This window comes from Rubripirellula tenax (assembly GCF_007860125.1).
Taxonomy (GTDB): Bacteria; Planctomycetota; Planctomycetia; order Pirellulales; family Pirellulaceae; genus Rubripirellula; species Rubripirellula tenax.
This window is the reverse complement of the sequence record NZ_SJPW01000008.1, coordinates 232,339-251,621: the sequence shown is the minus strand read 5'-3', so window position 1 is coordinate 251,621 and position 19,283 is coordinate 232,339. Positions and strand designations below refer to the sequence as shown.

The following is a 19,283-nucleotide window of genomic DNA, read 5'->3' as shown; positions in this document are numbered from 1 at the left end:
TCTCGGAATCGCGAATTGAACCCTACCACATCGGGTCGGAATGTCCCGATTGCCATTCTTCGAGCATCGACCGAAGGTCGCTGACCACATCGGGGTGCTGTGCTGCGACGTTGTTCTTCTCGCCGATATCGTCTTTCAAGTTGTAAAGCTCAATCGCCCCGTCGCGAGTCACCAAGTGAATCATTTTCCAGTCTCCCGCGCGCACCGCGGCGTTTCGACGTTGCCAAAACAGGGCCTCGTGAGGCTTACCGTCTGACTGCCCACGCAGGAACGGCATCAGGCTCACACCATCCAGCGGTTTCGCCAGCGTACCGGCATCACCTCCGGCCAAAGACAGGAACGTCGGAAACAAATCCAGCGAGATCACCGTCTGATCATAACTCGTCCCTGCCTTAAGATGGCCCGGCCAACTGAAAACGAATGGCACTCGGTTTCCGCCTTCCCATTCATGTCCTTTGTAGCCCCGTAGTGGCCAATTATTCGCGGCGATGTATTCGCCGCCGCCGTTGTCGTTGACAAACACGACCAGCGTGTTGTCGCGGATTTTCGCATCGTCTAGTTCGTCCAAAATCCTTCCAACGCCGCGATCTAGCGCAGCGGTCATTCCGCCAAGATTACGGCGTTTCTCGTTTTTGAGATCGTCGTATGGTGCGCGGTCTTCATCTAGCGAATCCATCGGACCGTGAACCGCGTTGTACGACAGGTACAAAAAGAACGGTTGATTCGACGCATCCTTCAAGTTGATGAATCGAATCGCGTCATCGGTGAAGAGATCCGTGGTGTAAGAGTCGCTATTACCCTCCGGCAACGATTCCTGGTTTCGCATCAAAGTTTGGCTGGGTTGCGAGCCATCGGGCGGAATCGGGAAATAGCTGCGGTGACCACCGAGGAATCCATAGAAGTAGTCGAAACCGCGTCGATTCGGATGGAATCGAGCGTCTTCCCCTTGGTGCCATTTTCCGATGGCACCTGTGCGATAGCCGCATTCTTTCAAAGCATCGGCAAACGTCAGTTCGTTGACCGGCAAGCCTTGCGGATCATCGGCTCGCTCGGCGAGTTCAGTTGGCAGGTTCATGAAGAAACCGAAACGCTGTTGGTAACGTCCCGTTAAAAGCCCCGCTCGCGATGGGCTGCACACGGAAGCGCTCACGTAACCGTTCGTGCAAATGACGCCCGATGATGCAAGGCGATCAATCTGCGGCGTCTTGAACTGTTTGCTGCCTTGAAACCCGAAGTCACCATATCCCGCATCGTCCGAAAAAATCAGCAAGATGTTCGGCCGGACCGTCTCCGCTTCGACGATCACCGGGACATGATGCACCGCGGTCTTTCCGTTGCCGTCATCGACTTGGCACAGCAAACGATAATTACCGGGTTCCGTCGGTGCTTTGACCGTCGTTAGCGCGTCACCATCGATCGGACCTGTTACCGCGGACTGTTTTTTGTTTCCGTCAACGGGGAAGATCCAATAGCGATGGGTCAAATCTTCACCGTCGTCGTCCGATGCGTCCACGGCGACGTCTAAGTTTTGGTTGGGTGCAACCGTGGCCCCGCGGGCTGATTGGTTGATCGTCATTGCGCTGATCAGCGGCGCATGATTTTCAACGTCCAGCCCTGTCCAGGCACGGTGCATCTCATCCGCCATCGCCGTGACAAGTGGAGTTTCGCCAAGCCGCAAATGTTGTGTCGGGGCCTGGGGCAAAAGCATGCTGAACCAGGTATCCATACCGTTGACATGTTCACCCCAAACGAAGACGACGCCCCCGCAATTGTTCTTACCAAGATGCAGCGCACCATTGGCGTCGCGGAGTTCCTGAACCTTCTTCGTCGGAACCGTTTCTAAAGAAAGATCGCCGACGCCCTTGGCTGCGCTCCATGGTCCCGTGCAAGAATACTCAGAAAAGAAATACGGCTTCTTCCAGTGCTCTTCCAAGTTCTTGATGGCATTTTGCATTGCTCCCCTGCCGTAGGAATTGACGCCGATCATGTCGACTTCGGGAGCGTGCTTTTGGATCAGATCGATTGAACTCTTTGGGGCGTTGATGATGACGACGCACGTTAATCGGTTCGGGTTACGCCCGTGAATGACCTTCGCCATTTCGTTGACGGTTTTCAGATAGTGCTCATCCAGGTGGACCTCATTGCCGAGTCCCCACATCAGCACCGACGGGTGATCGTCGTATTGATCGAGTGTTGAGTTCAGACGATTCAGGATCTTTGGTCTGGATTCTCGGTAATCCTGCTCGTAAGTCACACCGCGCGAATTGTTGGTTCCTTGATGAGGCATCCAGATACCCAAAATCATCTTTTGATTCAGTCGCGACGCATCTTCGAGCCAAGTCTTGGTGTCCTCGCTGACGCTCCACGTGCGAATCGTATTGGCGCCATATCGAGCGGCCAATTCCATATGGTCTGTTCCTCCCGCACCTTTGATTCGGAAAGTCTTGAAGACGTTGTATCGATTCGAGAATTCAGATTTGTCTTTCGTCGATCCGATGTCTTGCAACGACGCGACGATCAGCACCGGAAGCAGCCAACGGAAAATGTTTTTGTTGTAGTTCATAGGTGATGTCGTGGGGAGAATGTCGGATCTACCAAGCCAGGATGTGGGAAGCTGTTATGGCTTTCGTTCGCTTCCCAGCATCGGCTCTTTGGTGACACCTAGACCGTGGGCAATCGAGTACTTTTCGCTCAGCCAATGCGAAGTGTTTTTCAGCGTTTCGGTATCGAGCATCGAGTCGAATATCATGATTTCGGCGATATCGCCAACAAGGTGATGCCGCCCATCGAACTCGCAGCCGATGAATCGCGGATTGTCAATCGAAACGTCGATCCAGGCTTTCGTCGTGCCCATGTCCTCGCCATTGATGAACAACTGCGAATGATTGTGTGTGTGGGAATAGAACATTGCGATCACCAAAGGAACGTCCGTCATATTTCTTTCGAGTGCCAGCCATCCACTGGTTTCATGACGTCCGTCTCGCCAAGGGGCTAAAACGCGACTGGCCAAGTAGTCCTCACGAAAACGAACGACACTGATGTTTCGGGACGACCCGAAGTTCATCAGCGTCGAAGGAACGTCCGAGTCCGATTGGCGAGGCGAAAGTTTGCCAACAAGGAAAACGGAAACATCTTTACCGGTGCTCAGAGGTTCGGTGACCATATGCTCGTTCCCGAGGAACCGGATCGCCGGTTTACCGTCGATGGATTCGCTACTCAAGTATGGCCGTTTATCGACATCCACTTGCCATGCGTTTTCGGGTCGTGTGTTTCCACCGGCAAGCTGATCGCCCCAGGACACCACGCGGTCTGATTCATCCATTTGTACTTGTCTATCCGCATCCAACCAAAGGACCAGCCCATCGTTAGGGCCGAACGGCAAGGCGGATGCGGGCAAGGTCGCGTTGGTATCTGAATGGGGAAGCTGAACAAAGCTCTTTGCGTTGGCAGCAAATTCGGCCATGGGATCGGCGTTGTTACCGACCCGCGACGCTTGATTGGTAAACAGCTTGACGCGTTCTTTCGGTTCGTTGCCGACAAGGCTTTTGTCATAGACCTGTACTTCACCTTCGAAAACGTGAATTTCAGATGCGCCGTCATCGTCGACTTGAACGCCAAACGATGTTCCTAGATCGACCGTTTCGCTGGACGGCGTTTCAACCGTGAAATTTCGCGCCCGCTCTGGAGCATACGCAGTGAGCTTTCCGGTGTGGAGCATGCATTTCCATGCAGATACGACTTCGAATTCTGCGGGACCTTCGACCACAACGGTCGCGCCACAACCAAACTCCAATGCCAGCACGCCGTTGTTGAGTGTGATCGTGCGACCGGCATCCAACTGATCCGTTCCTTCGCTCTGCCATCTTGAAGACTCAATATCGCAGTCGATCTTTTTGATCACGCGTGCAGCAAACGGTTCGTCCTTAGCCAATTTGAAGACGAAGATGGAACCGATGACCGATGCAGCGATCATCGCACCCCAAAACCAGTTTCTGCGGACGCGGTCTGGCAAACGCATTGGAGTTGCACTGACCTGCTGCCGCTGTTCGATCACGCTTGGCTGATTCGTTGAAGACTTCAACATGCGCGACAATCGAGCGTGAAGTTCCATATGTTCCAGATAGTGAGTCTGAGCCTCAGGGTGATTCGTTAAGATAGATTCGAGCTCTTTTCCGTCTTGGGCGTTCAACGAGCCATCGCACCATTTGTCTAGCAACTCGCTCAATCGGCTTGCTTGTTCATCATTCATAGCGCGGCCTCATGAATCGTGCTTTCGATGCATCTCTTTAGCATCTCGCGAAGCAAAGCGAGTCGTTTGTAAATGGAACGCGGCGTAACCGAACGCTGATTTGCGATTTCATCCACCGATTTCGTATCGCGATATCGTTCGTTGAGCAGATGCTGATCTGCGGGCGAGTGTTTTTGAAAGCAGCGAGCCAATGCTTCTTGCTTGGCTTGATCTTCGGCGAGCGATCGCGTGTCGCACAAAGCGACGTCGCAAATTTGCTGCAGCAGCGGTTCGCTCAGGTAAACATTGTGCTTTCGCTTCCGCAAATGTTTAAAAACTTCGTAGCGGGCGATCCCGCACGCCCAGCTCGCAAAATCTCGATCGGAATCGTACTGCGACCATTTTGTCCAAAGCACAACGCTGGTTTCCTGCAGAATTTCTTCGGCCTCGGTTGGTGACGGGACAAACATTTGGATGAAGCCGAGTATCTGCAACTGCGTGCGTGAGTACTGACGCACGAACTGTTCCAAGTTCTGGTTGTCCATGGGATTGCTCTGACCAATCGGTTTTTTGACGTGAACGAAAACAGTAAGCGGGCAAGCGAGTTGCCTTCGCTCGCAATGAATCGTGGCCAGAGGCAAAGATTTGAACCGAAAAACGATCCGTATTCGGGTTTTTATCGGATTGCCGCCCTTCGCAGCCCCTTGAAAAAGGGGTCTGACCCTCTCCGGCGTTTCGACTTCACAATGTTTCAGCAACGTCTCCAAGGTCAGACCCTTTTTCAAACGGCGGTTAGGCGGAAGAAAAAAAGAAAATTGCGAATTTTCGGGTTCACTTTTGGGGATCTCGCGTGGATTCACACTAACGGCAATCGGCCTCCCCTACTGAACGGCTGATGCGAACTATTTCTAACTTGTTTTTGGAAGATTCTATGTCCTTACGGCAGAACCAACGTCACGGATTCACGCTCGTCGAGCTGCTTGTTGTGATCGCAATCATTGGCGTCTTGGTCGGGCTGCTCTTGCCGGCCGTCCAAGCGGCTCGCGAAGCAGCGCGGCGAATGAGCTGCAGCAACAATTTTAAGCAAATCGGTCTTGGTATTCACAACTACCATTCGGCATATAAAAACTTGCCGATGCAAAAAGGCGGAACGGGTGGGGAATCCAGTGGCAATGTTGCCTGGCACGCCGGTTCGAGTCTGACGAACAATCGTCTTGGGCTCAGTATGCTGGTCGCACTCACGCCGTTTGTCGAGCAACAAGCGATTTGGGAGGTCATCAGCAATCCTTACGATGATGGTGCGGGTAACGTCTTTCCCGCGATGGGACCGACCACGCAAAACCCGAATTACGATCCCTGGATCACCGAGCTTCCGATGTATCGCTGTCCTAGCGATCCCGGGGTTGGCTTGCCCGCGCTGGGACGCACCAACTATGCCGCGTGTTTTGGCGATGCACTTCGGCGGTCCAATACGGGGGCCTTTGGCGACAATCTGCAATCGCCGGTCAGTGGATGGGAACAACAGACTCGCGCTGCGATGCGAGGTGTTTTCGTACCGACAAAGTTCATGAAGTTTCGTGACATATTGGACGGACTTGCCAACACGATTTGTGCCGGTGAAATCGTGACCGATCTTGGTGATAATGACATTCGTACGAATGCTCTGCTGACTGCAAACCCCAACACCGTTCGCAACAGCATTTTGTCTTGCCAGGCTTCGGTGGATCCTTTGCGTCCTCAGTTTTGGGATGCGAGCGTGATCGGAAACACGGCGACCAGTCAGAGCGGAGCAACGGCTGGCCGCGGTTTTCGTTGGGCTTCGGGCTATCTCTATCATTCGGGCTTCCAAACCATGCTGCCGCCCAATCGCGAAGTTTGTTGGGGCGGGAATCCGAGCTGGGGTCGCGAACGTGAACGTGAAGGAATCGCCACGGCCAGCAGCCGTCATCAAGGTGGTGTTCATGTTTTGATGAGCGATGGAGCCGTCAAGTTCATTACGGACTCGATCGAGTCGGGTGATCAAACGGCGAAGCCCGTTCTTCAAGCAAACACGCCGCCCGACACCGTTCCTGGTGCAGCAAGTCCTTACGGTCTTTGGGGCGCGTTGGGCACACGCGCTAACAAAGAAGTTATTCAAGAAGAACTCTAGTTCCTCCTCGCGTAACAGTATTTATGGGTCTCGTTTCATCATTTGGATGGCGAGGCCCTTTCGTTGCTAATGTCCACTGAACTTGTCTGCCACATGGCAGTCACCAAACGAAAGTAACTTTCTAATGACCAAGTACGTATTGATCGCGTGTTCTCTATTCATGATCAGCGCCGTTGGTTGCGAAGAGCCTTCGGCGAAAGTTGTCGTCGACAAGGATGAAGCGAAGGCGCTGTATGACTCGCCCGAGATTCGAGCCAAAGAAGCTGCCGCGGAGGCGGCGGCTCAGCGAGAAGCCGCTGCAGGCGGAACTGATTAGGGCTACAGTGGAGCGCAATGTCGTTGCCTAGCAAGGTTGGCGGCGACATGCGCTTCGCCCACCACGGTCGCCTACATCTTCTTCAACCGACTGGGTGCGACGCCATAGACCCGTTTGAACGCGCGAGAAAATTGGAAGGCGTCTGAGAAGCCCATGACGTCGGCGACTTCTTGGACCTTCAATCGGTTTTCGATCAGCATTTCGGCGGCATGGTTCATCCGCAACCGCAGCAGGAATTGATACGCACCGGTTTCGGAATACCGCTTGAAGAGTCGTGACACGTAGATGGAACTGACGTCACAGCCTTTCGAGACTTCTTCGATGGACGAGACGGACAGGTAATTGTTTTCGATATATCGTCGAATCGTTTCGTAGGTGTTGTATGCCGCGGGCATCGTCTTGCCATCCGTGATTCGACGCTGACGAATCTTCAAAACCAAAATTCTGGCCAACATTTGGCAGACGTCGACCGAGATGGCGCTGTGTTCGCGTGCCTCGCCCGCGATCGCATCCCACAGGTCCGTCAATTCAATTTGTCGGCCTATCAGCACGGGCCGACCGCTAAGCAGCCCGGCGGATTCCAGCAACTGTTTCGCTTCCGTGCCCACAACGTCCAAGTAATACTTCCGCATCGCTGGGGAAGAAACGTTTTCGATGCGATGCGGGATGCCGGGACCATAGGCAAACGTAACGCCCTGTCCGAGCGAAAAATGGCGATCGTCCAGCCACAAGCTGCCACTGCCTTCGGTAACCAGCTCAATCCCGAAATAGGGAAAGTCGCTTCGTTCGACGACATAGTCTTCTCGCATCCTTTCGACACCCCCACACACCACTCGCAGCGGAGCATCGAGTGGTGGATCGAGGTCCAAATAGAATCGCCGTGCATCAACCGTCTGCCGCGATATGAATGCTGGTTCAATTGACAAAGAAAACTCCGCAACAGGCTTCGGTCAAGGTTAAGTGGCCGCGAAACATTGAGCCGAAGGCAAATGTCACGACGCTAAGGATTCGTGAACTGAGCGGAATAACGCTACCCACGGGCATTTCCATGCGGCATTCAGTCGAAGTTTCGGTGGCTAGCGTCAAAACCGCTCACCGTTCCCTAGCCTCGTGCCATTGAGGCCGGAGGCTATCGGCGTGGTAACTGAGGTTGGTAATAGCTATGAGATGTTGCATCCGGCTATGGTTCATGACCATGGCATCTTCATAATGAATTTGCAATAGAACGCTCCCAGCAATTGCTGAAAATCCAACTTCGTGAGTGACGGAAGGCACGATCATCTCGGCCGGCCTGAGCGAATTTGACAGTGTCGCGTTTTGTTAGCCATGTACGGACTGCGATCGGGTCAATCCGTCCTCCCTAAGTTCCTCGTTTCGAGTTTAGAAATGAAAATCGTTACTAGTTTCCTTCTTGCGTCCGCATGTTTTCTTGCAGCGGGTTGTGGTGGCAGTGGCACCAACGAAGTCGTTACCGAAGGTCTCGAGCAGTCAAAGATTGATGAATACAATCGAATGGTTGCCGAATCGGAAGCCTCGATGATGCAGGGTGTCGAAGCGGAGAAAGCTGCCTTGAAGGCCGACCCCAAAGGTTTGAAAAGCATGGCCGAAGGCGAAGCTACGCCGTCCGCTGAATAGAGAAGGGTTCGCATTCGGCGTTTACGTCCGGCGAAGTTTGCAAATTAGATTTGGCGGTTGCTTTTGCGACCGCCGTGCCAGCTAAAAACGAAAGAGCCTCGCAACGAAAACGTCGCGAGGCTCTTTGTTTAGTCAGTCGTTATCCAAACCGTAGTGACTACAGTTCTTCTTGGATAACTTCCTTGTTCGCGCGGGTGCCAAGAGCGCCCCACAATCCGTATGGGCTCGCATCTCCAGGGCGGCGCCAACGGAAGATCGGGTAGCTGGCGGTTCCGCCGCTTGCGGCCGTACCTGCTTCGATCGAGTCGGTGATGAACTTAACCGCACCGTCCGACATCAGGATGTGCACGCCACCTTGGTGACGGCTCGATGGAGGATAGACACCTGGGTTTCCCGCGTTTTGCTGGGTGCAAAGTTCTTGGTTGGGCGGAAGCATCGTGAACATCGCGCTGAAGTTCGAAAATCCGTCTGCCCAGCGGTAACCACGACCATCGGTTGCACCAACGACAGGTGCCGTGGCTCGCCAGAACTGAGGACGCAAAGGATCGACATAATCTTGTGGCATGTCACGGCAATAGGTCGGAGCGCGGTTACGCAGGAAGTTCCAGCCGATATTCAAATTGATCGTGCGCTTGTCCTTGTCGCCCAAGTCCGTTGCGATTTCACCAGCACAAATCGTGTTGGAGAGCCCGTCCAGGATGTCGCGAAATTTCATTTGCTTGTGCATTACGAAAACGCCACGGTGAGCCGCTCGCGATTCTTCCGCCAAAACTTCGTTCGGAAGACTGCCAACGGTACCGTTGTCTCGCCAAGCACCGGTCGTGGTGCGTTCGGCCGAGTCACCCATACAAGCGGCGTAGTTTGTTCGGCCGAGTGCGGGAAGCCCTCTGCCCGGATCGCTCGGGCAGCGCAATGTTGGAATGTCGGTTGCCCATGGGGAGTAAGAAATTTGCTGGGGGGTCGGGCCCATCGCTGGCCAAATCGCCGGCGTACCGCCGTTGTTGTCACGCGGGTTCGAGATTTGCTCCCACAGAGATTGTTGCTCGATGAAAGGCGTGATGCCAACAAGGAAACTGAGGCGTTCGACGTTGCAGATGTCCGATGATCGCCACGCGTAGTCGATCGTGGGGCTCATCGTGCCGGCACCGTGAAGCGGCAATTGCTTGTAGGCACTGTGATAGTTGTGCAGTCCAAGTCCAATTTGCTTGAAGTTGTTACTGCAACTCATCCGGCGTGCAGCTTCACGTGCCGCCTGAACGGCTGGCAAAAGCAGGCCAACCAGAACGCCAATGATGGCGATAACCACCAGCAGCTCAACCAGGGTAAAGCCGCTTGTGCGGCTACGATTCGTAGACATCTCAGGTACCTCGACAGAAATTAGGAAGGAAAACCAAGCGGAAATCACGCGAAGCGAGTTTCCCCTCATCAATCGCCGCAGTTTTGGACCGGCGGTGAGACGGGGAGATAAGCGTTCGTCGACTGCCCTATTATGGGGCGATCAGAACCTTTGGACATAGCCAGATCATTCGAGGCATAGCCAAAACAAACCTCTTGGAGGTTTTTTTAGAACGGTCGACGAGCTAAAAACGCCAGTCCAGCGGGACGCTGCTGACGAGACGAGCGGACGCTGGAATCATTCTTGCTTCCGCGTTGCTTCGGTACAGGAACAGCCTAAACCTCTCGGATTCGGATCTACGCTGTTCCTCCTAAATTTGGTGCTGCTGAGATCTTGAAGATGCGGATCCATCTGTGCACAGCGTTCGGATGACTAGGCGGATTTCTGCTTGTCAACTTGACGGCGGTCGCCGATCTCTTGCAGTTTCGCGAGTTGGTATCGATGGGTTCGCAATACGTCCAGGCCCGCCAAGCCGACGACGGTTGCTAGCCCAACCGTTACCGAAAGCCACGCGGCGATCCACACGGGCCCCGGACCTATGAAGGCGGCGACCAAGATGCACACGCCGCACAACGCGATGATGATGTTCGTGCGTGTTCGCGATCGGCTGCGTTGGCGATGGTAACGCTCGTCCAATTCCGTTTGGGATTGCCCGCGATCACCCCATCCGGAAACTTCGTTCCACTGCAACCAGGCTGCGACCGAAATGAGTGTGGCGGCTAGGATCAGCGATCCGGCGAACATGTTCGATCCTCTTTCCGACCAGGGAACGCGATAACGAATGCAATCGCGTTGAGCGAAGCGATTACTGTCGATTTAGAAACGTGTGAACGACCCATACAACGGCCGCCATCGATTCGCCGCTGCAATTGGCGGGCACGTCCTGTTCGGTGTGCCAATACGATGGGTTTCCTAACCCGGGACGCGGGTAATCAAAGTCGATCAAGTCAACGGTCGGAATACGCGCGATCTGGTTCAGCGGCAGATGGTCGTCTTGAATTTCGTGGCGGATCCGCGGCACAAACGCATCGACTCGCAAATCGGACGCGACGGCCCAGATATTTTTCGCGACGTCGCGAGCAAACTTCATACTGTTGCCTTCGTAAAACAACTTGAGCTCGCGATCGCCGACCATGTCCAACAGAATGCCCGCCTGGTAAGGCACCGACGGCGGACTCGCTTTGTACTTTTCGGCGAAAAAGTTTGAACCAAGAAAATAGTCGTCGCGACCCTGCTGCCAAACAAATTCCTCGCCATCGAACAGGGCCACGTCGACTCCCACGTCGCTGGGAAGTCCGCCATCACCGAACTGGTGTGACAGTTCCATCAGCGCTGCCGTACCGCTGGCACCATCATTGGCACCCACGAAAACGCCTCGCCGGTTACGACGATCCTGGTCGGGATAGGGTCGCGTGTCGTAGTGGGCGCACAACAGATAACGCTTCGGACGATCCGAGCCCCACGACGCGATGATATTCGACATTGTGACATCGGACCCATCTTCGGGATGGCGGATGTCGAAGGACTGCATCGTGACCAAGGCACCTCGATCGGCGAAAAACGCTTTCAGATATTTCTGCTGTGAGACCATGGCGGACGATCCCGACGGGCGAGGCCCGAAGTCACACAACCGTTGCAAATAACCCATCGCGCGATCGGCATCGTATTGTGCCGGGATGGACACAGCCGACGGCGACGAATCGATAGGGCCGTCGCCGTTTCGAGCAAACCAAAACCATCCGCCAACAAAAAGCGAGGCCAACACGACGGCGGCGACCAAGCGACGGCCGAAGTGCGAGGGTGCGGGCGTGGGTGACGCCGGTGCCGCCGATGACAGCGTCGATTGGTGTGACCACGTTCGCGTCGACTTTCGGCTGGCTTCCACGTCTGCATCGCTAAGCTTCATCATCGTTGGTTTCGCCGCCGCCGGAGGTTATTCGGTCTCGATCTCTGCAATCATGCCAACTCATTGTCGCCGTTTTTCCGATGATCGCCAACCCGGATGGCCCGGCTTCATGGCGGTCCCCATCGCCCTATAATCGATCGATGATAGGCATGAATATCGTTCAGGGCGTACAATCCGACTAATCGCGTGGCCATCGGAGGGCGAACGTTAACTCCAAGGGTGCCATTTTATTTGTGTGTTCGTCGACCAACCTTGACGGACAGTATTCCCAAACGCATGTGACGCATTGATCGCGTTGCGCATTGAATAGGATTCGAATGTTACCGGCGGCGAAGAGGATGACCATGGTCCCTTGGAACTTATCGAAGTCGTTTTGCTTGACTCGTATCGCTTTCGCATTGATTGCGGTTGCGTTTGCGATCGTAAATGTTAGGGCGGCGGACGATCTGGCGAGCGATGGGGTCAAGACCGGTCAGATCATTGACATTCCCGATCCGATGACGGGTCGGGACGCCGAGGGATTGGTCGATCAGTTGAGAAGGATCAGCGAGGCGGCGGCGCCGAACACTCGCGTCACCGTCGTGCTCCATTTTTCTGCCGCTGAGAACACCGGCGAAACAATGTTCGAGGACGCATTGCGGTTGTCGCGGGCGTTGAGTAGCGACGAGTTGCGGCAAGTTCGTGTCGTCGCGTTGGTTAACGGTGAAGTCAGTGGCCATTTGACACTGCCGATCTTGGCGTCGGATTTGATGTTGGTGGGTCCCGATGCTGTGATTGCGAACGCCGCGAGGAACGAATCCGGCGACATGGAAACGATCGCGCTGGTGTATGACAAGATTGCTCGCCGCCGAGGGCTGTTCCCACCGGCCGTCGTGGCGGCGCTTGTCGACCCCGAGACCGAATTAGCGCTCGTTTCGAGCGTCGGCGGACAGCAGAGTTTTGCCGCGGGCGACGAGTTAGAACAACTTCGATCGGATGGTTCGTTGGTGGGCGAAGATGTCTACAGCGCGGCTGGTCAACCACTTCGCTTGGATGCAAGGCAATTGCGGCGTGCTCGGATCGCGGCCGGCCAGGTCGATTCGATCGAAGATGCCGCTGAGTGGTTGGACTTGGCGGAATTGAATGCGGTGGGTTCCACAAGTCTGGTCGGTGACGCCAGTGGCGTCTTGCTGGAGATCACGGGATCGGTCGCAGGCGGACGGGCGCGTCGTTGGCAAAGCAACCTTGATTCAACGCTGGGGAAAAGTTCCGATGTGAACACTTGGTTGATAAGCATCGATTCGAACGGCGGCAACTTCGACGACAGCACCACGCTAGCCGCGTCGTTTTCGAACCCGCAACCGCCGCTGCGAACCGTCGCGGGTTTCATTCGTGGTGAAGCACGCGGTGACGCGTCCTTGATCGCGCTGTCTTGCAAGCCGTTGTGGATCAAGCCGGATGCCCGCTTGGGCGGCCCCGGCGCGGCGACGATCGTTCGTGAAGACCTGGATCGATACGACGAACTGATCGAACAGATCGCATCGTCGACGAAACGGCCCGCGGCGCTGATCCGCGGGTTATTGGTTCCCGAATTAGAGACCTATCGTTACACCCACAAAAAAACCGGGCGTGTCCGCTATGCGACAGATGAAGACATCATTGCGGGTGCTGCATCGGCGGACGACCAAGAAATCGAGCGGGCAACTTGGCAACGCGGCGAACGCATTCTGTTGGACGACGGACTGACGTCCGCCGAAGCCGTCTCGCTCGGGTTGGCCGATGGTGAAAGTGAATCCCTGGAAGACGTCTCGCGTCGTTTGGGTTTGGCCGAGACACCGATGCCAGTGTCCGATCGTGGCTTGGTCCGCTTGGTGGAGCGGCTTGGACGAAACGCAACACTTTCGTTCCTGTTGTTGTTCATTGGGTTTGCGGCGCTGTCGGCGGAAGCGAATGCGCCGGGGGCCACCGTGCCTGCCTTCATCGCGCTCGTCTGTTTTGCATTGTTTTTCTGGATGAAGTTCTTGGCGGGAACGGCCGAGTGGTTGGAGTTGGTGGCCTTGTCGGTCGGGCTGATCTGTATTGCCATTGAACTGTTCGTCGTGCCCGGATTTGGCGTTTTCGGAATCGGTGGACTGGCGCTGACGGTTCTTGGCGTTGTGTTGATGACCCAGACGTTTGTCATTCCACAGAACGTTTACCAGTTGAATTTGTTCGCCAAAGGAGTCTGGCTGGCGCTCGGTGGGGCCGCCGGAATGGTCGGCGGATTCATCTTGATGCGAATCATGCTTCCGCACGTGCCGCTGTTTCGCAGCTTGGTGATGGAGGCTTCCGACACCGAAGCGCTGAATGAATCCGAGAAACTTGGGGACTATGGACACCTGATGGGACGCGTCGGTACCGCCACGACGCCGCTAAGGCCGTCAGGAAAGGCGAAGTTTGGTGATGAAATCGTACAGGTGATCAGCGACGGAACTTCTTGCTCGACCGGCGACAGCGTGCGCGTCATTTCCGTACAAGCGACGAAAGTGATCGTTGAATTGGGTGGGGACCCATGACACTGTTTTATGCCGTGATGCTATTGGTGCTTTTCTATGTGCTCTTGATTGGCGAGTTCTTGTTGCCGACGGGCGGCTTGATGGGGTTTGCCGCCGCCGCGGCGCTGATCTCGACCCTGGTCATCGCATTCTCGCACAGCCTCGCCGCCGGGGTGGTCTTTCTGGTCGTGATTGTCGTTTCGACGCCGCTGCTGATATCCGGTTTGTTGCGTGCTTGGCCCCATACACCGATCGGTCGAAGAATGCTGAATCGACGGCTAGGGCAAGTGGCCGCCGCCGGCCCACCGCGAACAACGATCAACGGGACGCGATTGGATGGCTTGGTCGGACATTGCGGCGTTGCGCTGACGCCGCTGTTGCCGAGCGGCTTGATTCTGGTCGACGGAGAAAAGATCGACGCTTTGAGTATCGGCATGCCCATTGAAGCGGGCGACGCCGTCAAAGTCACGCGAGTTTCCGCAGGCCGGGTTCAAGTGCGCCACTTGACCGAAGAAGACAACACTGGCAGCGATGGCGACGCGGTGCCGGTGTCACCGCCGTCCCTCGAGCAATCTCTAGAGTCTCTTGATTTCGAATAGGCGTCATCCGCCGATTGAAACAGCTTCCTGGTTTGGCGTTCGCTCGTCAGCTTCGTGATCGACGGTCAAATTCGAAACCGGAATGGTGAACCGAAATCGTGTTCCGCCGGTGGGTGAATCTTCAATCCAAATCTTTCCGTTGGAACGCTCGACGATTCTCTGGCATATCGACAGTCCGATACCGGTCCCTTGATAGGCCGTTCGGCTGTGTAGTCGTTTAAAGATTCCGAACACCTGTTCACGGAATTCGGGTTCGATGCCGATTCCATTGTCATCGACATGGAACAGCCAATCCTCACCGCTTCTCTGCGCGTCGATATGAACCGTTGGAGCCGCTTGATCGCGGTACTTGATCGCGTTGCCAATCAAGTTTTGCATCAGCTGTACCATTTGAGTCGGATCTCCCATGACCACCGGCAGTCGACCAACAGTGACAACGGCATCGGATTCATCGATCGGCGCAGACAAGTCGTCGACTGCGATCCGAACGATGTCGTTCATGTCGACACATTCCGCGCGAGAATATTCTTCCTGGATTCGCGAATACGAAAGTAGGGCTTGGATGAGCTGTCGCATCCGCCGCGCACCGTCAGAGATATATCCCATGTATCGACGACCATCTTCATCAATTTGGTCGATGCAGTCTTCTTCCAGAAGCTCGCAAAAGGAAATCACCTTGCGAAGCGGTTCCTGCAAATCGTGGGACGCAACGTACGCGAATTGCGCGAGTTCGCTGTTGCTGCGCTCAAGCTGCTCGTTGGATTTTTGCAGCGCAAGATGGGACTCTTTTTGTGCCGATATGTCGGCGGCGACCGCAAGATACCCGCTAACGTTTCCGTTGTCGTCATGCAAAGCCGTCAAGGTAACGAGCGCCGGAAACCTAGTTCCGTCTTTGCGAACATAGGTCCATTCCCTCTGTGCCGTTTTTCCGTCGACGCACATCGCAATGATGGCTTGGAATCCAGCAGTGACGGGGCGAGACAACTCATGGGCCAGCTCGTCCGCACGTTTCTGAAGCTCGGCCGCGTCGTGAAGGACGACCGGCGTGGCTTTCAGCACCAATTCGTCTTGCGTATATCCCAGCATCTTTTCCGCCGTCTTGTTCATCGACAAGATGGTACCGTCGAAGTCGGTGGAAACCATCGAGACGCCGGCCGCGTCTTGGATCGCCGCTTGCATCTGCAAGGTCTGGCTTAGCTTTTGGGCAGCCGCCTGTTTCGAGGTGATGTCGGTATTCGCACCAAGCAATCGAGTCGCCCTGCCTTCGCGATCGGAAATGACGACGGCCCGCGCCAGCAAGTGGCGGATCTCGCCGCCGGGTGTCGTGATGCGATACTGGGCGTCGAATATCTCACCGTTCCGGATCGAGTGCTGCAGCGAGTCTTTGAGGGCCGATCGGTCCTCTGGGTGGACGCAGTCGAGCATCGAATCGAAATCGGGGGCAAACGACTTGGGAGACTGTTGAAATAGTCGGAACATTGCATCGTTCCATTTGAATCGACGTGATGCGACGTCAAAGTCAAAGATGCCGATCTGGTTGACGCTTGCGGCCAGGCTAAATCTTGCCAGCTCATCCGTCATGGTGTCGGCAAGGCCGAGCGCTTGACGTGCTCGAACAGAAACCAAATAGAACAGTCCGATCAACATGACATCGATCAAGATTCCGGCGACCAAGATGGACGTCGATCGCGAACGGTCGATCGATTGTCGAAACGATTGAGTCGTCCAAATATCAAACGTCCAAGTGCGGCCGTAGAGTTCGACCGAAGTGGTCTTGCGTAACAGCGGATCAGGATCAAAGTCTGGTTCAGAAGTCACATGTTCGTCGAAAAGCGTCTCTGAAGCGTCGCTGATGCGAATGCCGACACGTCGTCGATCTTTATCCAGCACTCCTGCCATTAGTTCACGTACGACAAACGGCGCATAGACGATGCCTTGAAAGTCTTTCGCGGGCGTGGTTTTGTCCGACGCGGATGGCTTGCCGTAGTAGGGCACGAAAAACAGAAAGCCGGGCGTTTGGGCCGAATCTTGAACCAAGACGATCGGGCCGGTGACTTGCGCGGTCCCCGTGTCGCGTGCCTTTCGGGCCGCAGTGATTCGATTCACTTCATGGGCGATGTCCAAACCGATCGCTTTCGAATTCTTGTCGACCGGTGTGATCGCAACGATTGGCCAGCATTCGTCTTGATCGTGCGGTGGGAAGATATGAAAGCCGGCGCGATCTTGGCGCTGGGAATTTACGAACGACTCAAGTTTCTGTTTTTCGAATCTCGTGATCAATCCCATCCCGTTGACTTCGGGAAACCGTTGATCCAGTTCAAGTTTGGTCGCGTAGTCGTCCCACTTATTGTGATTCACTTCGCTGTCGCATGATGTCACAAACGCGGCCCCGGCCCACAACGCCTGCTCACACTTTGTCAAACGATCGACGACCAACGATACAGCCTGATCGGATTCTCGATCGAATTGAAGCTGGGTCTTCGCCGCCTGTTGGACGGTGGCGTAGTACCAAGCAACGAAAGTCAGTCCAAGTGAAAGAGCAATGACAAGCCAGTGAAACCACTGAAATGTTCCGGCTTTCTCGAGCCTTTGCCGCGCCGAGGCGGTTGACTGTTCGATGTATTTGATCATGTCTTACTAGCGCAAACGCGGTTTCGGCCTGACTGTTTCGCGCTGTACAACGCTAGATCGGCGCGGTGGAGTGATTCCTCGAGACCATCGGCAAGCTGGACTTGCGTGATTCCGATACTGGCAGTCACGGAGATGCGATTGCCATCAATGACCAGCGGCGCGTCCTCGATGTTTCTTAACAGCGCTTCTGCGTATGCGAACGTCGAATCAACATTTGATTCGGGAATCAAAAGTGCAAACTCTTCGCCACCGAAACGAGTTGCTTGGACGTCATCACCAGCGTACTGGCGAACGACACTGGCGACGTGTTGCAGCATCCGGTCGCCGACCAAGTGCCCGAATTCGCTGTTGATGGACTTGAAGTTGTCGATGTCCAGGATCGCGACAGATAGGTGATCGCATTTCGCAAGCATCCGTTCAAAATCGCTGCTGAGCATCCGACGATTCGGAAGTCCCGTCAGCATGTCCGTGTGAGCGTCGGCGGCCAATCCAAGCACCGTATTTTGGCGTGCGATTGCAAACACCAATGCGCGTGAGAGCGAACGGCTGTCGAGCGAGTTTTTAGCGATGAAGTCTTGGGCGCCGGTTTCGATCGCTGTTAAACCTAACGCTTCGTCGTCATTGCCGGTCAACACGACGATCGGAATTCGAGCGTCGATGCTTCGAATCACCCTCAGCGACTCGATCCCACAACCGTCTGGCATGCCGAGATCCAGCAAGCAGACATTGAAATCCGTTGCTTCTAACTGCTTCATCGCAGCGGAAAGGGTACCCGCAACCACGACATCAAATTTGTAGTAAACAGACTGCTTCAAGGTCCTTGAGACCAGGAAGGCGTCGGATTCTTCGTCTTCAACCAGCAGGATTTGGATGTATGGGTTCATGTGGGGCGCCCCGGATGTTTTTGTCAGCTTCTTCAGATCAAAAATGTTCGCGACTGAGACGTTGAATCAGTTCTCGGTTCAGCGGTTTCGGTTCGGCGCCGATCAATCGAGGAATGCGCTCGACATACTCGGCCGACATTTCACCGACGGACGTCGATAGAATCAGAATCAAGGGTTTCTCGCGGTTGGAATCCCAGAGCGTTTCGAAAGCCGTGATGAACTCGAACCCGTTCATCCGTGGCATGTTGATGTCCAGGCAAATCAGATCAATGTCGCTCGCCGATTGGCGCAAGTATTGGAGCGCAGCTTCTGGTTCTTCGAAAACGATGATGTCGTCGACCAGACCGGAATTTTTCAGCGACCGCGAGTGCAGAAAGTTATCCATGCCGTCATCATCAACGAGCATGACTCGTCGAATCGGTTTAGCTTGGCTGTCGAGGTTTGGTTGCATGGAAGACTTCTCGCGTTTGCCAACGAACGGAGACTTGCAGACGTCTCAATCGCGATGATGCGTTCGTCGCATAGTCTCTGGGCGTCCATGGCTTAACTAACAAAGCCACTATCCGTGCCCGTAAAAAACGCCAGATGATCTATACAAATAGACCGTTGCTCGCTTTTCGCGGGAAAAGCGACGGGAAGCGTGCGTAGATTTTTATAAAGCCGACGCTGCTGGAAGAAGCGAACGATTGTAGGGAAGGCAAGGATTCGTTCGGCAGCAGCAGCGTTTCGTCGCCTTCGTTCGGCCACATGTGTTGTGACGGAAGCGGGCTGCAATGGGGCGATCGGTCCGATGGTTCGGCGGCAAAGACAGCGTGGGTGTCGACGCGCCTCATTTCACCCTCCTTGGGGGCATGGGCGTGGACACAATTCTTTGAAGTCCCTCCTTCCCAATTTCATGGCCGTTGGACGCCATCGATCTTGAACCACAACCGATTGAGCCAGCGTAGCTAAGAAGCGTTCATCGTTGCATCGAGGCAAAGCCGCGACACGTCAGGGATTGGAGCTTGCCGCTCCGGCCCGGTCATC

Annotated in this window: 15 protein-coding genes; 5 read left to right on the top strand and 10 right to left on the bottom strand. The window is 54.9% G+C overall.

What is annotated here, in order from left to right:
• Positions 1 to 22: 22 nt before the first annotated feature.
• Genes Poly51_RS27000 through Poly51_RS26990 form a run of 3 tightly spaced genes read right to left on the bottom strand, consistent with a single transcriptional unit; the run spans position 23 to position 4,773 of the window.
• A complete protein-coding gene (locus Poly51_RS27000; RefSeq protein ID WP_146462001.1) occupies positions 23 to 2,563 on the bottom strand; it encodes a sulfatase-like hydrolase/transferase in 2,541 nt (846 codons plus the stop codon).
• Between the two features lie 54 nt (positions 2,564 to 2,617).
• Positions 2,618 to 4,249 carry a FecR domain-containing protein gene (locus tag Poly51_RS26995; protein ID WP_146461999.1) on the bottom strand — a complete coding sequence of 544 codons (1,632 nt, stop codon included), beginning with the start codon at positions 4,247 to 4,249 and terminating at the stop codon, positions 2,618 to 2,620.
• On the bottom strand, positions 4,246 to 4,773 hold the full coding sequence (locus tag Poly51_RS26990) for a sigma-70 family RNA polymerase sigma factor (protein ID WP_146461997.1): 528 nt from the start codon (positions 4,771 to 4,773) through the stop codon (positions 4,246 to 4,248). Before Poly51_RS26990 ends, Poly51_RS26995 begins: the two co-directional genes overlap by 4 nt.
• Before the next feature lie 386 nt (positions 4,774 to 5,159).
• On the opposite strand from Poly51_RS26990, the gene Poly51_RS26985 reads away from it, so the two are divergent.
• On the top strand, positions 5,160 to 6,377 hold the full coding sequence (locus Poly51_RS26985; protein WP_146461995.1) for a DUF1559 domain-containing protein: 1,218 nt from the start codon (positions 5,160 to 5,162) through the stop codon (positions 6,375 to 6,377).
• 124 nt (positions 6,378 to 6,501) lie between these two features.
• Entirely contained in the window at positions 6,502 to 6,693 is a 192-nt protein-coding gene (locus tag Poly51_RS26980) for a hypothetical protein (RefSeq protein ID WP_146461994.1), read from the top strand.
• Positions 6,694 to 6,764: 71 nt separating this feature from the next.
• Here the strand turns inward: Poly51_RS26980 and Poly51_RS26975 are convergent, their stop codons facing one another.
• Positions 6,765 to 7,619: an AraC family transcriptional regulator gene (locus Poly51_RS26975; protein WP_146461992.1), complete on the bottom strand. Its 855-nt coding sequence runs from the start codon at positions 7,617 to 7,619 to the stop codon at positions 6,765 to 6,767.
• A 460-nt stretch (positions 7,620 to 8,079) separates the two neighbouring features.
• On the opposite strand from Poly51_RS26975, the gene Poly51_RS26970 reads away from it, so the two are divergent.
• Positions 8,080 to 8,328: a hypothetical protein gene (locus tag Poly51_RS26970; RefSeq protein ID WP_146461989.1), complete on the top strand. Its 249-nt coding sequence runs from the start codon at positions 8,080 to 8,082 to the stop codon at positions 8,326 to 8,328.
• Positions 8,329 to 8,485: 157 nt separating this feature from the next.
• On the opposite strand, the gene Poly51_RS26965 is transcribed toward Poly51_RS26970, so the two are convergent.
• From Poly51_RS26965 to Poly51_RS26955, 3 genes are all read right to left on the bottom strand, one after another.
• Positions 8,486 to 9,685 (bottom strand): DUF1559 domain-containing protein, encoded by a 1,200-nt coding sequence (locus Poly51_RS26965; RefSeq protein ID WP_146461987.1) that lies wholly within the window; start codon positions 9,683 to 9,685, stop codon positions 8,486 to 8,488.
• Positions 9,686 to 10,096: 411 nt separating this feature from the next.
• Positions 10,097 to 10,468 carry a hypothetical protein gene (locus Poly51_RS26960; RefSeq protein WP_146461985.1) on the bottom strand — a complete coding sequence of 124 codons (372 nt, stop codon included), beginning with the start codon at positions 10,466 to 10,468 and terminating at the stop codon, positions 10,097 to 10,099.
• 61 nt (positions 10,469 to 10,529) lie between these two features.
• Positions 10,530 to 11,633, bottom strand: coding sequence for a M28 family peptidase (locus Poly51_RS26955; protein WP_246114806.1), 1,104 nt, complete (start codon positions 11,631 to 11,633; stop codon positions 10,530 to 10,532).
• A 341-nt stretch (positions 11,634 to 11,974) separates the two neighbouring features.
• Between Poly51_RS26955 and Poly51_RS26950 the strand changes: the two genes are divergently transcribed.
• Positions 11,975 to 14,164, top strand: a complete 2,190-nt coding sequence (locus Poly51_RS26950; RefSeq protein WP_146461983.1) for an NfeD family protein — start codon at positions 11,975 to 11,977, stop codon at positions 14,162 to 14,164.
• Positions 14,161 to 14,742, top strand: coding sequence for an NfeD family protein (locus tag Poly51_RS26945; protein ID WP_146461981.1), 582 nt, complete (start codon positions 14,161 to 14,163; stop codon positions 14,740 to 14,742). Before Poly51_RS26950 ends, Poly51_RS26945 begins: the two co-directional genes overlap by 4 nt.
• A 3-nt stretch (positions 14,743 to 14,745) precedes the next feature.
• On the opposite strand, the gene Poly51_RS26940 is transcribed toward Poly51_RS26945, so the two are convergent.
• Genes Poly51_RS26940 through Poly51_RS26930 form a run of 3 tightly spaced genes read right to left on the bottom strand, consistent with a single transcriptional unit; the run spans position 14,746 to position 18,708 of the window.
• Positions 14,746 to 17,373 carry a CHASE domain-containing protein gene (locus tag Poly51_RS26940; RefSeq protein WP_146461979.1) on the bottom strand — a complete coding sequence of 876 codons (2,628 nt, stop codon included), beginning with the start codon at positions 17,371 to 17,373 and terminating at the stop codon, positions 14,746 to 14,748.
• The gene (locus tag Poly51_RS26935; RefSeq protein WP_146461977.1) at positions 17,370 to 18,257 is read right to left on the bottom strand and encodes a GGDEF domain-containing protein; all 888 of its coding nucleotides are present in this window, start codon (positions 18,255 to 18,257) and stop codon (positions 17,370 to 17,372) included. Before Poly51_RS26935 ends, Poly51_RS26940 begins: the two co-directional genes overlap by 4 nt.
• 37 nt (positions 18,258 to 18,294) lie before the next feature.
• Positions 18,295 to 18,708, bottom strand: coding sequence for a response regulator (locus Poly51_RS26930; RefSeq protein ID WP_146461975.1), 414 nt, complete (start codon positions 18,706 to 18,708; stop codon positions 18,295 to 18,297).
• Positions 18,709 to 19,283: the final 575 nt, after the last annotated feature.